The organism is Dyella sp. LX-66 (assembly GCF_018599165.1).
In the GTDB taxonomy this organism is placed as follows: Bacteria; Pseudomonadota; Gammaproteobacteria; order Xanthomonadales; family Rhodanobacteraceae; genus Dyella_D; species Dyella_D marensis.
On the sequence record NZ_JAHFVJ010000001.1, the window covers coordinates 289,187 to 309,358 of the forward strand.

Here is a 20,172-nt window from a genome sequence, read left to right on the forward strand (position 1 = left end):
AGTGGCAACCCCGCGGACGCTGCTTTAAGGTCGCCCTCGTAGCGCGACTCTTTTGGGGAAGAGGCGGAATGTCGAAGGCGGCAGTGGAAGGACACCTCAGGTTCGTGACGCGGGTCTACCGCCTCCGCCTGCTCGGGCTCGCCCTGGGCGCGCTGCCCGTCGCCAGCGTGCTGTATCAGCTGCACGCCGCGTGGTGGCTGTGGGCCCTGCTCGGCGTGAACGCGCTGGTCTGGCCGCATCTGGCGCATTTCCGCGCCTCGCGCTCGGCGCGTCCGATCGAGACCGAGCACGGCAACCTGGTGATCGATGCCGCGATGGGCGGCGCCTGGGTCGCGCTGATGCAGTTCAACCTGCTGCCGAGCGCCTTGCTGGTGGCGATGATGGCGATGGACCGGATCAGCGCCGGCGGCCTGCGCCTGGTGCTGAAGTCGCTGGCCCTGCAGGTGGCGGTGTGCCTGGCGGTGTGGTGGCTGAACGGGTTCCGCCTGCAGCCGGCGTCGACCATGCTCAATGTGGCCGCCAGCATCCCGATGCTGGTGATCTACCCGGTGTGGATGAGCATGGTGAATTTCACCCTGGCGCAAAGAGTGCGCCAGCAGAACCGCCAGCTCGACCAGCTCAGCCGCACCGACGCCCTCACCGGCCTCAACAACCGCAACCACTGGCTGGAGGCGGTTGGCGTGGAATGGCTGCGCTACCAGCGCAACCAGCGGCCGGCCGCGCTGATCCTGCTGGACGTGGACGGCTTCAAGCAGATCAACGACCGCTACGGCCACGCCGCCGGCGACCAGCTGCTGGGCGACCTCGCCCGCCTGCTGCAGCGCGGCCTGCGCGACGTGGACACGCCCGGCCGCCTGGGCGGCGACGAGTTCGGCATCGTGCTGCCGGAGACCGACCTGGAGCGCGCCAGCGCGGTGGCCGAGCGGATCCGCCTGCTGGCCGAGAACAGCCGCCCCGAGCGAGGCGACCAGCACATCCCGTGGACCATCAGCCTGGGCGTCGCCTCGGTGGGCGAGGACGCCCGCGACGTCGGCGCCTGGATGCGCCAGGCCGACCTGGCCCTGTACCGGGCCAAGGCACAGGGCCGCAACCGCGTCTGCGTGGCCCCGGCCCGCGGCGGTGGGGGCCACGTGGCGCCTGCCACGGTCTGAAGGGATGTGGCGCCAGCCACGGTCTGAAGGGATGTGGCGCGAGCCACGGTCTGAAGGGATGTGGCGCGAGCCACGGTCTGAGGGAACGGCCTGCAGCGGCATCACGCGGGGACAGGGTAAACTCGGCCGTTTCAGCCAATCACCCGCGAGTCCCGCCCGATGTCGACCGAACCCGCCGCCGCCGAAACCACGTCCGCCAGCGCCGCCCCGGCCGAGGGCCAGCGTGACTTCGTGCGCCAGATCATTCGCGACGACCTGGCCACGGGCAAGCACCACGCCATCCGCACGCGCTTCCCGCCCGAGCCCAACGGCTATCTGCACATCGGCCACGCCAAGGCGATCTGCCTGAACTTCGGCATCGCCCGCGAATTCGCCGGCTGGTGCAACCTGCGCCTGGACGACACCAACCCCGGCAAGGAAGACCCCGAGTTCGTCGAAGGCATCAAGGACGACGTGCGTTGGCTCGGCTACGAGTGGCACGACCTGCGCCACGCTTCCGACTACTTCGAGGTGTTCTACCTCGCCGCGGTCAAGCTGATCGAGGACGGCCACGCCTACGTCGACGACCTCAACGCCGAGGAGATGCGCGACTACCGCGGCACGCTCACCGCGCCGGGCCGCAACTCGCCGCACCGCGAGCGCAGCGTGGCCGAGAACCTCGACCTGTTCCGCCGCATGCGCGAGGGCGAGTTCGCCGACGGCGCCAAGACGCTGCGCGCGAAGATCGACATGGCCTCCGGCAACATCAACATGCGCGACCCGGCGATCTACCGCATCCGCCGCATCCCGCACCAGAACACCGGCGACGCCTGGCCGATCTACCCGATGTACGACTACGCGCACTGCCTGTCGGACGCGCTGGAAGGCATCACCCACTCGCTATGCACGCTGGAATTCGAAGACCACCGCCCGCTGTACGACTGGTTCGTCGACAAGGTCGACCTGGTCAACCATCCGGAGCTGTGGACCCACCTGCGCGAAGGCGGCTTCAAGACCGAGCCGGCCAAGCCGCGCCAGATCGAGTTCTCGCGCCTCAACCTCAGCTACTGCATCACCAGCAAGCGCAAGCTCGCCCAGCTGGTGAACGAAGGCCTGGTCGACGGCTGGGACGACCCGCGCATGAACACCTTGCGCGGCCTGCGCCGCCGCGGCTTCACGCCGGGCGGCATCCGCCTGCTGATCGAGCGCCTGGGCGTGAGCAAGCAGAACAGCTTGATCGACTACGCCATCTTCGAGAACTGCGTGCGCGAAGACCTCGATGGCAGCGCGCCGCGCCGCATGGCCGTGCTCGATCCGCTCAAGCTGACGATCACCAACCTGCCGGAAGGCCACGAGGAAAACCTCAGCTTCTCCAACCATCCCAAGGACGAGAGCTTCGGCACGCGCACCGTGCCGTTCGCGCGCGAGCTGTGGATCGAGCGCGAGGACTTCGCCGAAGTGCCGCCGAAGGGCTTCCACCGACTCAAGCCCGAGGGCGAAGTGCGCCTGCGCGGCGTCGGCATCGTCAAGTGCGAGGAACTGGTCAAGGACGCCGCCGGCAACGTGATCGAACTGCGCTGCACGCTGGACCTCGATTCGCGCCAGGGCATGCCCGGCGCGGACCGCAAGGTGAAGGGCACCATCCACTGGGTGAGCGCGCGCCATGCGGTGGCCGCCGAAGTGCGCGTGTACGATCGCCTGTTCAACGTGGCCGCGCCGGACGACGACAGCGACAGCAAGAGCTGGATCGAGCACATCAATCCGGAAGCCAAGCGCATCGTGCAGGCCTGGCTGGAACCGTCCGCCGCCGCCGCCGCGCCGGAACAGCGCTTCCAGTTCGAGCGCCTGGGCTACTTCGTGGCCGACCGCGTCGAGCACAAGGTGCAGCAGCCGGTGTTCAACCGCACCGTCACCCTGCGCGACACCTGGGCCAAGCAGGCATGAGCATGCTGCCGCTGCAGATCCACCTGACCCTGCCGCCGTGGCTGGGCGACCTGGTCGATACCAGCAAGCGCTATCTCACCGACGAGGAACGCGTGGACCTGGCCATCCAGCTGTCCAGCCACAACATCGAGCACGGCCTTGGCGGCCCGTTCGGCGCCGCGGTGTTCGACGGACAGGGCCGCGTCATCTCGGTCGGCGTGAACCGCGTGGTGCCGCAGTCCTGCTCGGTGGCGCATGCCGAGATGATGGCCTACATGGCCGCGCAGCAGCGCATGGCCAGCTTCCGCCTCAATGGCGACGGCGGCCGCTACATCCTGGCCACCAGCGCGCAACCGTGCTGCCAGTGCTACGGCGCCACCGTGTGGGCCGGCGTGGACGAGCTGCTGATCGGCGCGCGCGCCGAAGACGTCATGGAGCTGACCGCGTTCGACGAAGGCCCGCTCCCGGCCGACTGGGTCGGCGAGCTGGAACGCCGCGGCATCGCCGTGCGCCGCGACATCCTGCGCGACGAGGCGCGCGCCGTGCTGGCCGCCTACGGCGCGCGCGGCCAGAGCTACTGAGCGCACCGTGAGCCGCCTGCGCGCCGCGCTGCCGCTGCTCCTGCTGGTGCTGGCCGGCGTGGTGCTGTTCTTTTCCGGCGCCTTCGACCAACTGCATCCGGAACGGCTGGTGGCGCATCAGGAGCAGCTGCGCGCCCAGGTCGCCGACAGCCCCTGGCTGAGCCGCATCGCCTTCATCGGCGTGCTGACGCTGGCGATGTCCACCGGCGTGCCCGGCACGGTGCTGATCATCATGGCCGGCGGCTTCGTGTTCGGCACGCTGGAAGGCACCGCGTATGCGTCGATCGGGCTCACCCTGGGCACCTTGATCCTGTACCTGGCCAGCCGCTACGCCTTCGGCAACGGCAGCCGCCATCCGCCGGCGCTGATCGAACGCATCCACCACGGCTTCGAGCGCCATCCGGTGGCGTACACCATGTTCTTGCGCTTCGTGCCGGTGGCGCCGTTCGGGCTGATCACCGTGTGCCTGGCCTGGCTGCGCTGTCCGCTGTGGCTGTTTCTCGGCGCGAGCTGGCTGGGCGGCACGGTGTCGCTGATCTTCGAAACTTCCATCGGCGCGGGCCTGGGCGAAGCGCTTGCGCGCACGCATGGCCGCTTCGATACCTCGGTGCTGCTGCAGCCGAAGATCCTGCTTTCGCTGGGCTGCATCGCCTTGCTCGCACTGCTGCCGCTGCTGCTCGAACGGGTGTTCCGCGGGCGGCTGCACCGCGGCGGCACAGCTTCGCGACAGGCATCCGGGCTACCTCCTCAAGCCGACTAGCTCCCTCACCCCCGTTTCGCGCTAGGCTCAGCGCGCCGGCGCCGCGCGCCGCATGGGGAATGGCCAAATGGTCGTCGCGGGGGCGAACTGGACGGTACGCTTGTGGCGGCGCACGTCGCTGATGCAGCGCCTCGCCTTTATCGCCCTGGTCCCCACCATGGTCACCGCCGCCCTGCTGGTGGTGATGCTCACGCGCTACCAGCTCAACACGCTGCGCGGCATGGCGCAGAGCACCGCGGACGCCATCGCCACACAGGCCGCTTCGGTGTCCGCCGATGCGATCCGCAACATGCAGCGGCGCGATCTCAAGCGCATTGCCGAATCGGTCGGCAACCTGCCGCACGTGGTGCACGTGCAGATCCGCGCCGCCGACGGCGAGATCCTGGCCGACAGCCACGGTGATGCCGCACCCCGCTCGCGCGACGTGCTGACCGTGGTGCGCGACGTCAAGGACGGCGACCAGCCGCTGCAGCCCGCGCTCGGTTCGGTGCTGATCGACCTGAGCCTGGGCGAAGCCATCGCCGCGCAGCGCGCCAGCCTGCGCAACGCGCTGATCGCGCTGGCGCTGGCGCTGTTCATCGCCGGCGTGATCGGCTGGCAGGCCGCGCGCTGGATCAGCGCCCCGCTGCGCCGCCTGGCCGGCGCGGTGCACAAGCTGGGACGCGGCGACCGCCGCGTGGAAGTGGAAGTCACCGACGAAAACGAGATCGGCGAACTGCAGCGCGGCTTCAACAGCGCTGCCGCCGCGCTGTTCGACGTGCAGCGCGGCATGGAGCAGGAAATCGAACACGCCACGGTGGAACTGGCGCGCAAGAACGCCGCACTGGAAGCGGCCAGCGTGGCCAAGGCGCGCTTCCTCGCCGCCGCCTCGCACGACCTGCGCCAGCCGCTGTACGCGCTGACCTTGTTCTCGTCTTCGCTTTCGGTGGACGAACGCGACCCGGTGCGCCTGGACCGCATCGCGCATATCCAGGAATGCGTGGAAGCCCTGGACCATCTCTTCAGCGAACTGCTGGACCTGTCGCGCCTGGAAACCGGCGCGATGCAGATCGAGATCAGCGAGTTCCCGCTCGACCACGTGTTCGAGGAAGTCAGCCGCAACTTCCGCATGATCGCCGAGCAGCACGGCCTGCGCCTGGTGATGCGCACCACGCATCTGTGGGTGCGCAGCGACCGCACCATGCTGGCGCGCATCCTCAACAACCTGGTGAGCAATGCGCTGCGCTACACGCACGAAGGCGGCGTGCTGGTGGTGGCGCGCCGCCGCCAGGACGGCACCGTGCGCGTCGACGTATGGGACACCGGCAGCGGCATCGAGCCGGAACACCAGGCGCGCGTGTTCGACGAGTTCTACCGCGTCGACCACCACGGCAGCGGCGAACACGATTCGGGCCCGCGCCGCGGCCTGGGGCTGGGCCTGGCCACCGTGCAGCGCCTGGCCGAACTGCTCGACACGCGCGTGCTGCTGAAATCCACGCCGGCGCGCGGCAGCGTCTTCAGCTTCCACCTGCCGGAAGTGCCGCCGCAGCATCCCACCCGCATGGAAGTGGACGAAGCGGCGCTGGACGTTTCCGGCATGCGCGTGCTGGTGATCGACGACGAGCCGGCGATCCTTTCCGGCATCCGCTACCTGCTGCGCAGCTGGGGCTGCGAAGTGGCGGTAGCCGAGGACCGCGTGCAGGCGCTGGAGGCGATGGAAACCTGGGTGACGCCGCCGGACCTGGTGATGTCCGACCTGCGCCTGCGCGACAACGAGAGCGGCCTGGACGTGCTGGCCGAACTGGATCGCCGCTATGCGGAGCTGGGCTTCGAGCCGTTCCCGCGCCTGCTGATCACCGGCGAGACGCGCAGCGACCGCCTGCGCACCATCATGGCCGCGCGGATTCCGGTGCTGTACAAGCCGGTCTCGCCGGAGCAGCTGCGCGAGGCGATGGTCACCTTGCGGGTGACCGGCCGGGGCATGCCGATCTCCGCCGGGGGGTTCACGCCCCTATCACCTAGCGTCTAGGCCATATGGCGAATCAGAACGCGGTTGCGACGGGTAGGCGCTGGCACTATGTTGCTGGCGCGCGCCGCGAGGGACGGGAGGATGCCGGCGCCATGGGGAGCGACATGCGGATACTGATCGCAGACGACCATCGACTGATCGTCGAAGGAGTCAAACTCAAGCTCGCCGAGCTTGGGCCGGAGACGGATTTCGCGGTAGCGCAGGATGTGGACGAATTGCGCGACCTGATCCGCAGCGAAGACGCGCGCACCTTGCGGCTGGCCCTGATCGACCTGGCCATGCCCGGGGCGCACGGTACGGCGCATCTGCTGGAGACCATCCGCGCGCTGCCGGGGCTGCCGGTGATCGTGCTGTCCGGCTCGGAAGATCCTGCGCTGATGAAGGAATTGCTTTCCGCCGGCGCACGCGGCTTCATCCCGAAGGCGTACTCGCCCGAAGTGATGCTGTCGGCCGTGCGCCTGGTGCTGTCCGGCGGCACCTACGTGCCGCCGATGATGCTGGACGAGCGGCACGTCGCCGTACCGCCGCCGCCCGGCGCGTCCAACGGCATCGACTCGCTGGAGGAGCGGCTGCGCAAGCTGCTCACCGAGCGCCAGATCGACGTGCTGCGCCTGCTTTCGCAGGGCAAGCCGAACAAGCTGATCGCGCGCGACCTGGGGATCAGCGAGGGCACGGTGAAGATCCACCTGGCGGCGATCTTCCGCGCGCTCAACGTGCGCAACCGCGTCGAGGCGGTGGTGGCCTCGCGGCGCATCAGCGGGCTTTGAATCTTCCATGCGGCTGACGTGCGGCGCTCCGCTTCCGGAGTGCCGCCCTTGGCGTATGCTTCGCCCCCATCCGGGGTGGAGGAGCCGCCCCGACACGGCGACCCGTTTCGCCGACCGCCGGGGGAGAAAAGCGTTGCGCGAGGGACGGTCCGCAGGCTTACGGCATGGCCGGTCGCTACCGGCCAAGGTGCTTTTTTTTGCGCGCGCACTGGCGCTGCTCGCCGGCCTGCTGAGCGGCTTCGCGGCCGCCGCGCCGGCCCCTGAGGAACGCCCGCTCACCTTCGGCATCCTGCCCATCGGCGGGCCGTCCGAATCGCTGGAAGCCTGGCGGCCGATGCTGGACGACATGGAGCGCAGCCTGCACCGCAGCGTGCGGCCGCTGTCGGTCAGCACCTACGAAGGCCTGGCGCAAGCCCTGGCCGAGGACCGCATCGACCTGGCCTTCGTCTCCGGCAAGCTGGCCCTGGACGCGGTGGCGCGCGACCGCATGCGCGTGTTCGCCCAGCTCACCCGCGGCGACGGTTCGCGCGGCTATTACTCGGTGCTGCTGGTGGAGAAGAACTCGCCGATCCGCAGCGTGGAAGACATCTTCCGCCAGCCCGGGCATTGGCGTTACGCGCGCGGTGAGGCGCTGTCGGTGTCCGGCTACGTAGTGCCGGAGACCCAGCTGTTCGCCGGCCGCGGACTGGATTCGGACACCTTCTTCGCCAGCGTCGCGGTGGACAACCACCAGAACAACGCGCTGGCCGTAGCCAACCGCGAAGCCGACCTCGCCACCAACAACACCGCCGACCTGGAGCGCTTCGCCCAGCGCTTCCCCGAGCAGTACGCGCGGCTGCGCGTCCTGTGGAAGTCCAGCCTGATCCCGCACGCGGTGGTGATCATGCGGACCGACCTGCCGCCGGAGCTGCGCCAGCGCATCGCCGCGTTCTTCACCGGCTACGCCAAGGGCAAGAACGGCGCGGCGGAGCTGGCCAAGCTGAAGCTGATCCACGACATCAGCGGCTTCGCCCCCGCCGGCAACGACACCCTGCTGCCGTTCGCGGACATCGCCTACACGCTGGAGCGCCGGCGCGCGCTGGGTGCGCAGTGGGTGAACAGCGCGGCACTGGATGCGCGGCTGAAGAAGCTGGATGACGATCACCAGGCGCTGGTGAAGCGGTTGGCGATTTCGTCGCCGTAGGTTGGGGTGAGCCACAGGCGAACCCCAACAAACGCAGGTGATGGCGATGATGTCCGGTGAGGCGAGCCCCAAGCTCCTGTTGGGGTTCGCCTGCGGCTCACCCCAACCTACTTGGCCGCCGCCATGTCGTTGATATTCACCTTCTGCCCGTTCGGCAGAATCATGTCGCCCGGCTTCTGCCCAGCGGCGCAGGCGCCGACCCACTTGCCGCTGCTGCTGACGTCGGCTTCGCTGTGGCCCATCACGGCCGGGTCGTACTTCACGTGGCCGGTGGTGCTGTAGGAGCTGTTGCCCTGGAAGCGGGTTTCGCTGTGGCTGGTCATGGTGACGTTGCCCTGCGGGCCGGGCAGGCTGCACACGGCGTCGGCGACCACGGCGCCGTCCTTCACGGCGAGCGAGAACTTGCTGCACATCGAGCCGCTCATCTGCGCGCCCATCTGGTACATCGCCTTGTCGGTGGCTTCGTCCAGGCACACCTTCATGGTCTGCGACTGGCCGCCGGCCGTGCCCATCTGCATCTCCCACAGGCCGGCCTTGCGCTTGGGCAGGTTGGCCGGGAGTTCGACGGCGGCCGCGGAGGCGGCCAGGCACAGCAGGGACAGCGCGAACAACGGACGGAAACGGGTCGACATGGCGATCTCCAGAGCCTCGAGGACGGGCCCGGCGGGCCCCTGGCCGGGCACGGTAGCCGCAAAACATGGCCGCGTCATGCACGGCTTCGTCACATCTTCGGTCCATACGCCGAGAAGCTAGTTCGAACAGCGTATCGAATGGCCGTACGGGCTCGCCTAGAGTGGTCGCATGCCATGGACGGCACCAAGGCGCCCGCCGCGCCCCGCCATCAACCGCCGCCGCGACCGTTCATGTCCACGACTCCAGCCGTGCCCCTGCCGCAGTGCCCTGCTCCAGCCCTGCTTGGCGGCAAGCCCGGCCGCGGAGGCTGAGCCGATGGCCAGCGAATCCCTCCTGCGCCGGCTGCTCCTGGATGCGGTACTGCCCGCCACCCTCGCCTCGCTGGTGCTGGTCGCCGCACTCACCTCCCAGGTGGCCAGCATGCAAGGCGAGCGGGCGGACGCCCGCGCCGCCCTGCGCGTGGAACAGCTGGCCGGCGCGCTGGCGGTCGAACAGGCCCTGGCCGCGCCGCAGGGCATCCTGGACGAAGCCCGCCGCGACGGCCTGCTGCGTCAGGCGGGCCTGAGCTACCCGGACGGCCCGGAATGGAACAGCGGCAGCGCCCTGCCCGAGCAGGACGCCGGCAACTACCGCCGCGAGCTGGCCGGCACCGCCGGCAACCGCCCCTTGCTGACCGCGCAGGCCGACCTGACTGCGGTGCGCCGCGCGCAGGCCGTCACCTGGCTGCTCGGCGCGCTGTGCGCCTGCGGCATCCTGCTGCTGGCCTGGCTGGCGCGCTGGTCGCTGCGCCGCCACGTGCTGCGGCCGCTGGCCGAACTGCGCCGCGCGCTGGAGGAGGACCGCCTGCCGCCGCTGGCGGTGACGGCCTCCACCCGCGAATTCGGCGAACTGGAACGCGCGCTGGAACTGTCCCTGGCCGACGGTTGGCCGCGCGCCTGGCGTTCGGCGCGCCAGGACGTGATGCGCCAGCGTCATGCCGCCGCGCGCGGCAAATCGCGCTTCATCGCCCTGGTCAACCATCACCTGCGCCAGCCGCTGCAGGCGCTGCAGCTGTTCGCCGCCAATTTCGATCCCGGCCCCGACCAGGACCAGCAGGCGCTGCTCACGCACATGCGCACCAGCGTGACCTCGATGACGCGCCTGCTCGAAGGCCTGCTGGAAATCTCCCGCCTGGATGCCGGCGTGGTGGTGGTGCGCCCCGCCGAATTCAGCGCGGCGGAACTGTTCCTGCACGACCGCACCTGGCTGGCCGAAGAAGCCGCCCGCCGCGGCGTCACCCTGACCTGGCACGGCAGCCACCACCGCCTGCACGGCGACGCGGAACTGGCCGCCGGCCTGCTGCTGCAGCTGGCCAGCAATGCCATCGCCAATGCGCCGATGGGCCGCGTACTGATCGCCGCGCGCCGGCGCGACCACGCCGTGCGCATCGAGGTGCGCGACAACGGCCCCGGCATTGCCGAAAACCATCAGCAGCAGATCTTCGAGGAATTCGTGCAGCTGCCCGACACGGAGAACCCGCGCCGCGACGGCTACGGCCTGGGCCTGACCATCGGCGACCGCCTGGCGCGCCTGCTCGGCACGCATATCGGACTGCGCTCCGCGCCCGGGCGCGGCAGCACGTTCTGGTTCGACCTGCCGGAAGCCCCGCTGGCGGAACGGCGCGCGCCACGCGGGCGGCCGTGGAGCGCGTGGCGGCGCGCGGGCTGAAGGCGCGTCAGTCGTCCGCGCCCGGATCCATGCCCGGGAACAGCACCTCGGTAAAGCCGAACTTGCCGAAGTCGGTGATGCGCGAGGGATACAGCCGGCCGATCAGGTGATCGCATTCGTGCTGCACCACGCGCGCATGAAAGCCCTGCGCGTCGCGGTCGATCTTCTCGCCCTTCGGGTCGATGCCCTGGTAGCGGATCATGGTGTAGCGGTTGACCGCGCCGCGCAGGCCGGGCACCGACAGGCAGCCTTCCCAGCCTTCTTCCATGTCCTGCGACTGCGGCAGGATCACCGGGTTGAGCAGGATGGTGCGCGGCACCGCCGGCGCATCCGGATAACGCTCGGAACGGTCGAAGCCGAAGATCACCAGCTGCAGGTCCACGCCGATCTGCGGCGCGGCCAGGCCGACGCCGCCGGCATCGTGCATGGTGTCGAACATGTCCTGGATGAGTGCATCCAGCTCGACGCTGCCGATCATCGCGTCCGGCACCGGTGGCGCCACGCGCAGCAGGCGCGGGTCGCCCATCTTGAGAATCTCGCGGATCATGCTGGCCTCGATGCGTTGACGATGCTTTCTGACTGAGGGCCGCGCGCTCGCTTTGCAAGGCGCGGCGGGGCCGCCAGCTTAGTGCGGCGTGCATGCGGTGTGAACGCGAAAACAGCACGCCCGCGGCCGATGCGGCATCATCGGCCGGGCAAGCTGGCGAAGGATGCGCCGGGCGCATCCGGGGCCATGCCATCGAATGCCCACTCACCACCCGCTCCGGCGCAGCGCCGCCAGGCCGGCGAGGAGACCGACCGTTGTTTTCCGCTTTGATCCTGCAGACGCTGCTGGCCGCCGCCGCAACCGGCGCGCCGCCACCGGCCTGGGTCGCACCGAGCTTCCGCAACTACGGCATGGCCGAAGGCCTGCCCAGCAGCAATATCGACGCGCTGGCCCAGGACGGCCGCGGCTATATATGGGTGGCCACCGAATCGGGGCTGGCGCGCTACGACGGCAACCGCTTCCGCGTATGGCGGCACGACCCGCGCGATCCGCGCTCGCTGTCCGCCGCGCCGCTGGCCACCTTGATGGTGGATGCGCAGGGACAGCTGTGGGGCGGCAGCCGCGACGGTCTGGTGCGCTACGACGCGGCGCACGAGAACTTCGAGCACTGGCGGCACGATCCGGCCGACGCCGCTTCGGCCGGCAGCGACGACGTCACCGCGCTGGCGCAGCCGCCGCAGGGGCCGCTATGGGTCGGCCATTTCGACGTGGGCCTGGACCGCATGCGCGCCGACGGGCGCGGCTTCGATCATTTCCGCCACGACCCCGCCGATCCCGCCACGCTCGCTTCGGACACCGTGTACTCGCTGCTGGCCGACGCGGACGGCACCTTGTGGATCGGCACCGGCAAAGGCCTGGACCGCCGCGCGCCGGACGGCCGCCTCAGCCACGTCGCGTTCGCGCGCCCCGACGATGCGTCCCGCGACAAGCCGCTGAAGATCTACCAGCTCGCCCGCATCGACGGCACGCTGTACATCGCCGGCAACCGCGGCCTGTACGCGCTGGCGCCGGGCGCATCCAGCGCGATGCCGGTGGCGCCGGACGTGCTGCCGCAGACGCTGATCTACACGCTGGCCGCCGACGCGCAGCACCGGCTGTGGATCGGCACCCACGACGGCATCTACCTGCGCGAAGCCGACGGCAGCTACCGCCATCTCGAACCGCGCCCGCTGCAGCGCCATGGCCTGCCGAACGGCTTCATCACCCAGCTGCTGCGCGACCACGAAGACGGCTTGTGGATCGGCAGCTACGACGGGCTGGCCTATCTGTCGCCGCGCTGGGCCGACTTCCAGTACGTCACGCACGTGCCGGAAAACCCGGACAGCATCGTGCCCGGCGCGTACTACGCCATCGCCGGCAACGGCGGCGACCATCTGTGGCTGGCCGGCGCCAAGGGCGCGATCGACCGCCTGGACCTGGCCACCGGCAAGGTGCGCCATCTGACCTTCCATATCCCGCAGGGACGCAGCGCCAACTGCATCGCCGAAGATGCGCGCGGCCGGCTGTGGATCGCCTCGGCCAGCGGCAGCTTCGTGGTCGACGGCGACAAGGCCACCGAGCTCGATGCACCGATGGCCGAGCGCATCGTGTTCGGCGCCGACGGCACGGCGTATCTGCAGATGGACGACGGCGTCTACGCCTACGACCCGGACACGCTGAAGGCGCGGCCGCTCAGCTTCGGCCCGCACGCCAAGGACCTCACGCTCAGCGACATGCGCCTGTACGACGGCGCGCTGTGGTTCGCCACCAGCGCCGGCGTAATGCGCTGGGCGCCGGGCGATGCGCAGGCCAGTGCGATCGAAGGCGTGCCGGCGACACCGTTCAATTTCCTCGCGCTGCGCGACGGCAAGCTGTGGCTGGTGGACGAGCAGAACCTGAGCGCCTACCGGCTGGATGGCCTGCGCGCCGTGCCGGCCGGCAGCTATCCGATCTATCGCCAGCATCCGCTCAACGACCTGCTCGGCATCCACGCCGATGGCCTGGGCCGGCTGTGGTTCTTCTCGCGCAGCGGCCTGTGGCGCTACGACCCGGCCAGCGGCAACGTGCGCGAGCCGGGGCTGGAGCAAGGCCTGCCGGATGCCCAGTTCACCAACGTCAACCAGGTGCTGCTGGCCGACGGACGCGTGGCCGCGGCGACCAGCGACGGCATCGCGATCTTCGTGCCGGAGTCCATCGGCGAGCACTCGCGCGAACCGCGCGTGCGGCTGGAAGACGGCACCGTGCGCCGCGGCGGCAAGACCGTGCGCCTGGCCGCGGATGCGCAGCCGTGGCAGCTGGACTGGAGCGACCGCGATCTCACCGTCAACGCGCGCGCGCTCACCTACCTGGCACCGGAGCGCACGCGCTACCGCTTCCGCCTGGACGGCCTGGACAGCGACTGGGTGGAGACCGGCGCGCGCGGCGACCGCAGCTTCACCCAGCTGCCCGGCGGCGACTACGTGCTGCACGTGCAGGCCTCCGACCCCGACGGCGCCTGGGGCGAAACACCGGCGCTGGCGATCCATGCCGACAGTCCGCCCTGGCTGCGCTGGTGGGCATGGCTGGCCTATGCGCTGCTGCTGGCCCTGCTGTTCGCCGCCCTGCTCGCCGCCATGCGCCGGCGCCAGGCGCAGCGCCACCGACTGGAGCTGATCACCCAGGAACACCAGCTCGCGCAGGCCGCCAGCCGCGCCAAGACGCAGTTCCTGGCCGAGCTGGGCCACGAGATCCGCACGCCGATGACCGGTGTGCTGGGCATGGCGGAGCTGCTGCTGAGCCGTCCGCTCGGCAGCACGGAGCGGCACTACGCGCAGACCATCCGCAACTCCGGCGAGGTGCTGCTTACCCTGGTCAACGACGCGCTGGATCTGGCGCGCATCGAAGCCGGGCGGCTGCAGCTCAATCCCGCGCCGTTCGATCCTTATGCCTTGCTGCTCGACGTCGCGGACCTGCAGCGCGGCAAGGCGGTGAGCAAGGGCCTCGGCTTGCGCGTGCACGTGGGCGCGGACGTGCCGCCGCATGTGTCCGGCGACGCGGTGCGCGTGCGACAGATCCTGCTCAACCTCAGCGGCAACGCATTGAAGTTCACCGAGCGCGGCGAAGTGCGGCTGAGCTTGAACACCGACGGCGACGGCCTCGTCTTCGTGGTGAGCGACACCGGCCCCGGCATCGCCGCCGCCGACCAGGCCAAGCTGTTCCAGCACTACCAGCAGCTGGACAGCCCGCAGCGCGGCTCCGGCAGCGGCCTGGGCCTGGCGATCTGCCGCGAGCTGGCTGGTCTGATGGGCGGGCGTATCGAACTGGATTCCGCGCCCGGCAAGGGCAGCAGCTTCCGCGTGCACCTGCCGCTGCCGGCCGCGGCCTCGCCGGTGGAACGCGCGGTGCGCGGCGGCGAAGGTCCGCGCTGGCAGTTGCTGTTGCTGGAGGACGACCCGACCGTGGCCGCGGTGATCGCCGGCCTGCTCGAAGCGCAGGGCCACGCGGTGGAGCACGTGCCAAACGCATTGCACGCGATGGAAGCGCTGGAGCGCCAGCGCTTCGACGCCGCCCTGGTCGACCTGGACCTGCCCGGCCTCGACGGCTTCCAGTGGGCCGGCCTGGTGCGCTCGCGCGAACAGGACGGCCGCCTGCCGATGATCGCCATCACCGCGCGCTCCGGCGGCGACGAGGAAAGCCGCGCCTACGCCGCGGGCATGGACGGCTTCCTGCGCAAACCGCTGCACGGCGAGCAGCTGGTCCAGGCGCTAGCGGCCGTGCTGGCCCGGACACCGGCGGAATCGGCGGGCTGAACTTTGCGGCAGCGCCGCATGGCGCGGCGCGCGCAACCATTCGACCAATGGCTAATGCCGGCGGCCGCGCGCCGGCATTGACCCCTGTCGGCGTGGAGCGGACCCTTGCGGATGACCATCCGTGGGAGTCCGTTCATGCATACCGCCGTCAGCAAACCCAGCCCAGCGGGCAAGATCCTCTGGGCCGCCATCGCCATCGTCGGCGCGTGGTGTCTAGGCGTCGTGGCCCTGCGCCGCGGCGAACCGATCAACGCGATCTGGCTGGTCGCCGCCTCGATCGCCGTGTTCGTGATCGGCTACCGCTTCTACAGCAAGTTCATCAACGCCTACGTGCTGCGCATGGACCCCAGCCGCGCCACCCCGGCCGTGCTGCGCAACGACGGGCTGGACTACGTGCCCACCGACAAATGGGTGGTGTTCGGCCACCACTTCGCCGCGATCGCCGGCGCCGGCCCGCTGGTCGGCCCTGTGCTGGCGGCGCAGATGGGCTATCTGCCCGGCACCTTGTGGATCCTGTTCGGCGTGGTGTTCGCCGGTGCGGTGCAGGACTTCATGATTCTCGGTTTATCGGTACGCCGTGACGGCCGCTCGCTCGGCAACATGCTGCGCGACGAACTGGGGCCCGTGGCCGGCATCGTCGCCATGTTTGGCGTGCTGGTGCTGATGATGATCGTGCTGGCGGTGCTGGCGCTGGTGGTGGTCAAGGCGCTCACGCACAGCCCCTGGGGCACCTGGACGGTGGCCTGCACCATTCCAATCGCGCTGCTGATGGGCATCTACCTGCGCTATATCCGGCCGGGCAAGATCCTCGAAGTGTCGATCATCGGCCTGATCCTGCTGCTGCTGGCGATCTGGTCCGGCGCCTTCATCGCCGCTTCGCCGGCCTGGGCCGCCGCGTTCGACTTCGACGCCAAGGCGCTGGCCTGGCTGCTGATCGCCTACGGCTTCTGCGCCTCGGTGCTGCCGGTGTGGCTGCTGCTGGCGCCGCGCGACTACCTCAGCACCTTCCTCAAGATCGGCACCATCGCGCTGCTTGCGCTGGCGATCTTCCTGGCCGCGCCGACCTTGCAGATGCCTGCGCTGACCAAGTTCGTCGACGGCAGCGGCCCGGTGTTCCAGGGCAACCTGTTCCCGTTCCTGTTCATCACCATCGCCTGCGGCGCCGTCTCGGGCTGGCACTCGATCATTGCCTCCGGCACCACGCCCAAGCTGCTCAGCAATGAAGGCGAGGCGCGCATGGTCGGCTACGGCGGCATGCTGATGGAGGCCTTCGTCGCCATCATGGCCTTGATCGCCGCCGCCTCGCTGCATCCGGGCGTGTACTTCGCGATGAACTCGCCCGGCGCGCTGATCGGCACCACCGCGCAGCAGGCCGCCACCACCATCAGCCAGTGGGGCTTCGTGGTCTCGCCGGATGAACTCTTGAACACGGCCAAGAACATCGGCGAGAGCAGCATCCTGAGCCGCGCCGGCGGTGCGCCGACGCTGGCGGTAGGCATGGCCCAGCTGCTGCACGGGATCATCCCGGGCGAAGGCATGATGGCGTTCTGGTACCACTACGCGATTCTGTTCGAAGCGCTGTTCATCCTCACCACGGTGGACGCCGGCACGCGCGTGGGCCGCTTCATGATCCAGGAGATCGCCGGCCTGGTGCACGAGCCGCTGAAGCACACCGAATCGTGGCTGGGCAATCTGATCGCCACCGCGATCTGCGTCGGCCTGTGGGGCTATTTCCTGTATCAGGGCGCGGTCGATCCGCTGGGCGGCATCAACACCTTGTGGCCGCTGTTCGGCATCGCCAACCAGATGCTCGCCGCGGTGGCGCTGATGCTGGCCACGGTGGTGACGGTGAAGCTCAAGCGCGAACGCTATGTGTGGGTGCCGGGCATCCCGGCGATCTGGCTGGTGGTGTGCACGCTGACGGCCGGCTACTACAAGCTGTCCGGCTCGATCAGCTTCACCGCCGCCGCGCAGAAATACGCCCAGGCCGCGGCCGACGGCAAGCTGCTGGCACCGGCCAAGACCGCTGAAGAAATGCAGCGCATCGTCACCAACAACTATGTGGACGCCGCGCTCACCGGCATCTTCATGCTGCTGGTGGTAAGCATGGCCGGCTTTGCCATCAACGCCATCATGAAAGCCTGGCGCATCAACCATCCCACCGCGCACGAGGAACCGTACGTGGCGCTGGACGGCGTTCCCACCCGCTGAGGGCCATGCCATGAAAGCCAGCTTCGAGGCATTCCGGAAATGGGCGGTGCAGACCGCCCGCCTGTGCTGCGGCGTTCCGGATTACGACGTGTATGTGCGGCATCTGCGCGAGCATCATCCGGAACGTGCGGTGCCTACGTATGCGGAGTTTTTCCGCGAGCGGCAAGTTGCGCGATACAAAGGAACGGGCGGGCGCTGCTGCTGAATGGCCCACCGTGAAAAACAGAACGGCCGGGGTTTGCGCCCCGGCCGTCTTTTTTCAAACCGCTGACGGGATGTCAGCTCACCACATCCAGCTGCCCCACTTCGCCTTGAAGTCCGAGCCCGTGTGATCCTCGCTGCCCGACTTCAGCTGATGGCCGTATTCGTCCAGCAGGAAGTCGCCCTTGGCGGTGTGGACGGTGCCACCCACTTCCTTGTCGTCGAAGCCGGTGACGTAGGCCCGGCCGCCGGCGGAGATCGAGCCGGTGTTGGCGAACTTGCTCGACTGGCTGGACCACAAGCCCGGGCCGCGCGCGTAGATATTGCCCTTGACCGTGGTCATCGCGCCGGCGTTGTCCATATCCGATGCCGACAGATACAGATCCCGCTGCGCCTGCACGCTGCCGCTGTCGGCGATCTTCATCGCACCGGACGCACTGGCCGATACCGAACCGGACGTGGCCTGCACCTTACCCGCCACGTCGATGCCGCTGTCGGCCGCATAACCGTAGCGATCGCCGGCACGCAGATACACGTCGTTCTTCGCGGTCAGCGTGCCGGACTTGGCCACCTTCAGCGCGCCGGCGCTGTTCACCGTGAGCGAGCCGGCGTCAAGCTTGCCGGCCACGTTCACGCCGGCCGTATCGGACGCCGGATAACCCCAGGGGCCGGAACCCGCGCTGAGGTTCGCATAGCGCTGCGTTTTCAGCGTGCCCGTCTCGGCCACGTCCACCGAACCCGTGCTGGAGAGGCTCATCGAACCGTTCACCGCTTCGAGCTGGCCAGCAACGCTCACGCCCGCGCCATCGGACGACGCGCCGTAGCGATCGACATGGCCGGAATTGAGGATCACATCGGCCTGCGCTTTCAAGGCACCGGATGCGGCGACATTCACCGCGCCTGCCGCGTCCATCACTACGCTGCCCTTCGAGGCTTGAATCGTGCCGGCGATATTCACGCCCACACCGTTCTCGGTGCCGACCATCTGGATCGCATCGGCATACATGCTGCCCAGCGCCGCCACGTCCAGCGCCACGGTCGGCGCCGCATCCTTGGCTTCGGCCGAGGAAATACGCCCATTGGCATAGCCGATCGTGTTCGCGCCGGTCACCACGCTCAGCTGCCTAGCCTGCAGCTTGGCGTTGAGTTCCACGCTGCGCGCGAGCAGATCGGCGCGCTGGGCGCCGGTCGCATCGAGACCCTTTCCAGTCACGCTGATCACGCCCTGGCTGACATTGATCGCATTTAGCCGGCCATAGCGATCCAACTGCGGCGTGCCGGTGGTCAGCGTGACGCGCGAGGCGTTGATGAAGCTGGCGCCGTCGGCGCTGATCCCGTTCGGATTGGCCACCACCAGGGCCGCGCGCTGACCGGCGATTTCCATGGCGCCGTTCAGTGCGGTGGCGGTCTTGCCGGTGACTTCGGTGATGATCACCTGGGCCGCGCGGCCGGCGAAGTTCGCATTGCCGTCGATCTGGCCGGCGAGCTGCGACTTCACCGCATTGACGCTGTTATTGAGCACCACGCCCGACGCATCGACACCGAACGCATCGAAGCGGTTGTGCGACACGCCGGCCGCGTTGGGCGCAACGATATTCACCACCGGCGTGTTGCCCGGCAGCACGTTCGCCCCGCCCGCCACCGGCGTGATCGCCGCAAACGCACTGGCCGGAAGGATCAGCGCGGCCGCCACATACAGCTCGCGGCGGCGCAGGACATGGTTCTTGGATTTCGACATGCGAATTGCCTCATTTTGAATACCCCCTCGGGCCGCGAGCCATCCATGGATCGCGGAAACGCGGCGGCGGCCTTGAAGGCCAGCCGTAGCAAGGACATTTGGGGCGCGGAATTACCCGGACTGCGCTGGCTGCGCGGGGGTGTTGCCTGCGTGGAATGGAGGCCGGAAAGGGACGCGATGGCGGGCTGTATCCGCCTGCATGGATGCGGTGCCGCTATGACTGCCGAGCGTAGGCACGTGATGCGATCCCTGATGCGCTTTGGGGGAAGCGCGGGATATTGCAGGGGTGCCGATGCCTGGGCGCCTGGATTTTTCCAATAGCTCGCAGGCGCCATCGAAGCCGGCACAACCGCGGCTCTCCGCTGGCAACTTACGCCTGGGCTATTCCCGGCTCAGGTGGCTCCAGGGACAATAGGGACATCGCCAAGTCCCCGGCCACCATGACCCACTCAGACCACCATCTCACCCGGCCCAGCTCGGAAATCGAGGCGCAGCACAGTCTCGGCCTGCGCATCATCGCCATCTACAAGGCATTCAAGACCGTGGGCTTGATCCTGGTCGCGATCGCCGCCTTCAGGCTCAACCGGCAGGAAAGCTTCGATCACCTGGTGCACTGGCTGGAGCACCTGTCGCTCACAGACAGCAACCATCTGCGCTGGCAGCTGGTGAATCTGCTGATGGAGCAGGGGCCGAGCAAGTTCGTGGCGGTAGGCATCGTGGCGCTGGCTTATGCGGCGATCTTCGCCACCGAGGGCACGGGGCTGTGGCTGCGCAAGCACTGGGCGGAGTGGTTCACGGTGATCGCCACCGGGTCGCTGGTGCCGGTGGAGTTCTACGAGACGATTGCGCACTTCAGCTGGCTGAAGCTGGTGGTGCTGCTGGGGAATATCGCGATCGTGGTTTATCTGGTGCGGATTGCCATGCAGCCGCGGCCGAAGAAAGCGCCGTAGGTTGGGGTGAGCCGCAGGCGAACCCCAACATCGTCACGCTCATGTGCACCGCGACGTTGGGGTTCG

Annotated in this window: 15 protein-coding genes; 12 read left to right on the forward strand and 3 right to left on the reverse strand. The window is 69.0% G+C overall.

Going from position 1 to position 20,172, the window contains the following annotated elements; translation table 11 throughout:
• The first annotated feature begins 68 nt into the window (after positions 1-68).
• The 7 genes from KK141_RS01350 (at position 69) to phnD (ending at position 8,352) form a co-directional block, all read left to right on the forward strand.
• Complete coding sequence (locus KK141_RS01350; protein WP_214587333.1) at positions 69-1,151, forward strand: diguanylate cyclase; 1,083 nt, start codon at positions 69-71, stop codon at positions 1,149-1,151.
• Positions 1,152-1,310: 159 nt separating this feature from the next.
• Positions 1,311-3,074, forward strand: coding sequence for a glutamine--tRNA ligase/YqeY domain fusion protein (locus KK141_RS01355; RefSeq protein WP_214569678.1), 1,764 nt, complete (start codon positions 1,311-1,313; stop codon positions 3,072-3,074).
• Positions 3,075-3,076: 2 nt separating this feature from the next.
• Entirely contained in the window at positions 3,077-3,634 is a 558-nt protein-coding gene (locus KK141_RS01360) for a nucleoside deaminase (RefSeq protein ID WP_214569789.1), read from the forward strand.
• Between the two features lie 7 nt (positions 3,635-3,641).
• Positions 3,642-4,394 carry a VTT domain-containing protein gene (locus KK141_RS01365; RefSeq protein WP_214569679.1) on the forward strand — a complete coding sequence of 251 codons (753 nt, stop codon included), beginning with the start codon at positions 3,642-3,644 and terminating at the stop codon, positions 4,392-4,394.
• A gap of 67 nt (positions 4,395-4,461) precedes the next feature.
• Complete coding sequence (locus KK141_RS01370; RefSeq protein WP_214569680.1) at positions 4,462-6,402, forward strand: hybrid sensor histidine kinase/response regulator; 1,941 nt, start codon at positions 4,462-4,464, stop codon at positions 6,400-6,402.
• A 104-nt stretch (positions 6,403-6,506) separates the two neighbouring features.
• Positions 6,507-7,169, forward strand: a complete 663-nt coding sequence (locus tag KK141_RS01375) for a response regulator transcription factor (protein ID WP_167258344.1) — start codon at positions 6,507-6,509, stop codon at positions 7,167-7,169.
• Between the two features lie 187 nt (positions 7,170-7,356).
• Complete coding sequence (gene phnD, locus KK141_RS01380) at positions 7,357-8,352, forward strand: phosphate/phosphite/phosphonate ABC transporter substrate-binding protein (RefSeq protein WP_345777550.1); 996 nt, start codon at positions 7,357-7,359, stop codon at positions 8,350-8,352.
• Positions 8,353-8,459: 107 nt separating this feature from the next.
• Here phnD and KK141_RS01385 read toward each other — a convergent pair whose 3' ends face one another.
• Entirely contained in the window at positions 8,460-8,984 is a 525-nt protein-coding gene (locus KK141_RS01385) for a DUF3617 family protein (protein ID WP_214569682.1), read from the reverse strand.
• A gap of 316 nt (positions 8,985-9,300) precedes the next feature.
• Between KK141_RS01385 and KK141_RS01390 the strand changes: the two genes are divergently transcribed.
• Positions 9,301-10,692 (forward strand): HAMP domain-containing sensor histidine kinase, encoded by a 1,392-nt coding sequence (locus tag KK141_RS01390; protein ID WP_214569683.1) that lies wholly within the window; start codon positions 9,301-9,303, stop codon positions 10,690-10,692.
• Positions 10,693-10,699: 7 nt separating this feature from the next.
• On the opposite strand, the gene def is transcribed toward KK141_RS01390, so the two are convergent.
• Positions 10,700-11,239 (reverse strand): peptide deformylase, encoded by a 540-nt coding sequence (gene def / locus KK141_RS01395; protein ID WP_214569684.1) that lies wholly within the window; start codon positions 11,237-11,239, stop codon positions 10,700-10,702.
• 254 nt (positions 11,240-11,493) lie between these two features.
• Here def and KK141_RS01400 point away from each other — a divergent pair, with 254 nt between their 5' ends.
• The 3 genes from KK141_RS01400 (at position 11,494) to KK141_RS01410 (ending at position 17,422) form a co-directional block, all read left to right on the forward strand.
• A complete protein-coding gene (locus KK141_RS01400; protein WP_214569685.1) occupies positions 11,494-15,006 on the forward strand; it encodes a hybrid sensor histidine kinase/response regulator in 3,513 nt (1,170 codons plus the stop codon).
• Between the two features lie 135 nt (positions 15,007-15,141).
• Positions 15,142-17,217, forward strand: coding sequence for a carbon starvation CstA family protein (locus tag KK141_RS01405; protein ID WP_214569686.1), 2,076 nt, complete (start codon positions 15,142-15,144; stop codon positions 17,215-17,217).
• 10 nt (positions 17,218-17,227) lie between these two features.
• Positions 17,228-17,422, forward strand: a complete 195-nt coding sequence (locus KK141_RS01410; RefSeq protein ID WP_214569687.1) for a YbdD/YjiX family protein — start codon at positions 17,228-17,230, stop codon at positions 17,420-17,422.
• Between the two features lie 78 nt (positions 17,423-17,500).
• Here the strand turns inward: KK141_RS01410 and KK141_RS01415 are convergent, their stop codons facing one another.
• Positions 17,501-19,156, reverse strand: a complete 1,656-nt coding sequence (locus KK141_RS01415) for a filamentous hemagglutinin N-terminal domain-containing protein (RefSeq protein ID WP_214569688.1) — start codon at positions 19,154-19,156, stop codon at positions 17,501-17,503.
• Between the two features lie 440 nt (positions 19,157-19,596).
• On the opposite strand from KK141_RS01415, the gene KK141_RS01420 reads away from it, so the two are divergent.
• Positions 19,597-20,106, forward strand: a complete 510-nt coding sequence (locus tag KK141_RS01420) for a DUF2127 domain-containing protein (protein WP_214569689.1) — start codon at positions 19,597-19,599, stop codon at positions 20,104-20,106.
• The last annotated feature ends 66 nt before the right edge of the window (positions 20,107-20,172 follow it).

Excerpts from the sequence above, each read along its gene's own strand:
- KK141_RS01350 (WP_214587333.1), top strand. The coding sequence starts at position 69 with ATGTCGAAGGCGGCAGTGGAAGGACACCTCAGGTTCGTGACGCGGGTC.
- KK141_RS01355 (WP_214569678.1), top strand. The coding sequence starts at position 1,311 with ATGTCGACCGAACCCGCCGCCGCCGAAACCACGTCCGCCAGCGCCGCC.
- KK141_RS01360 (WP_214569789.1), top strand. The coding sequence starts at position 3,077 with ATGCTGCCGCTGCAGATCCACCTGACCCTGCCGCCGTGGCTGGGCGAC.
- KK141_RS01370 (WP_214569680.1), top strand. The coding sequence starts at position 4,462 with ATGGTCGTCGCGGGGGCGAACTGGACGGTACGCTTGTGGCGGCGCACG.
- KK141_RS01375 (WP_167258344.1), top strand. The coding sequence starts at position 6,507 with ATGCGGATACTGATCGCAGACGACCATCGACTGATCGTCGAAGGAGTC.
- KK141_RS01385 (WP_214569682.1), bottom strand. The coding sequence starts at position 8,984 with ATGTCGACCCGTTTCCGTCCGTTGTTCGCGCTGTCCCTGCTGTGCCTG.
- KK141_RS01390 (WP_214569683.1), top strand. The coding sequence starts at position 9,301 with ATGGCCAGCGAATCCCTCCTGCGCCGGCTGCTCCTGGATGCGGTACTG.
- def (WP_214569684.1), bottom strand. The coding sequence starts at position 11,239 with ATGATCCGCGAGATTCTCAAGATGGGCGACCCGCGCCTGCTGCGCGTG.
- KK141_RS01405 (WP_214569686.1), top strand. The coding sequence starts at position 15,142 with ATGCATACCGCCGTCAGCAAACCCAGCCCAGCGGGCAAGATCCTCTGG.
- KK141_RS01410 (WP_214569687.1), top strand. The coding sequence starts at position 17,228 with ATGAAAGCCAGCTTCGAGGCATTCCGGAAATGGGCGGTGCAGACCGCC.
- KK141_RS01415 (WP_214569688.1), bottom strand. The coding sequence starts at position 19,156 with ATGTCGAAATCCAAGAACCATGTCCTGCGCCGCCGCGAGCTGTATGTG.
- KK141_RS01420 (WP_214569689.1), top strand. The coding sequence starts at position 19,597 with ATGACCCACTCAGACCACCATCTCACCCGGCCCAGCTCGGAAATCGAG.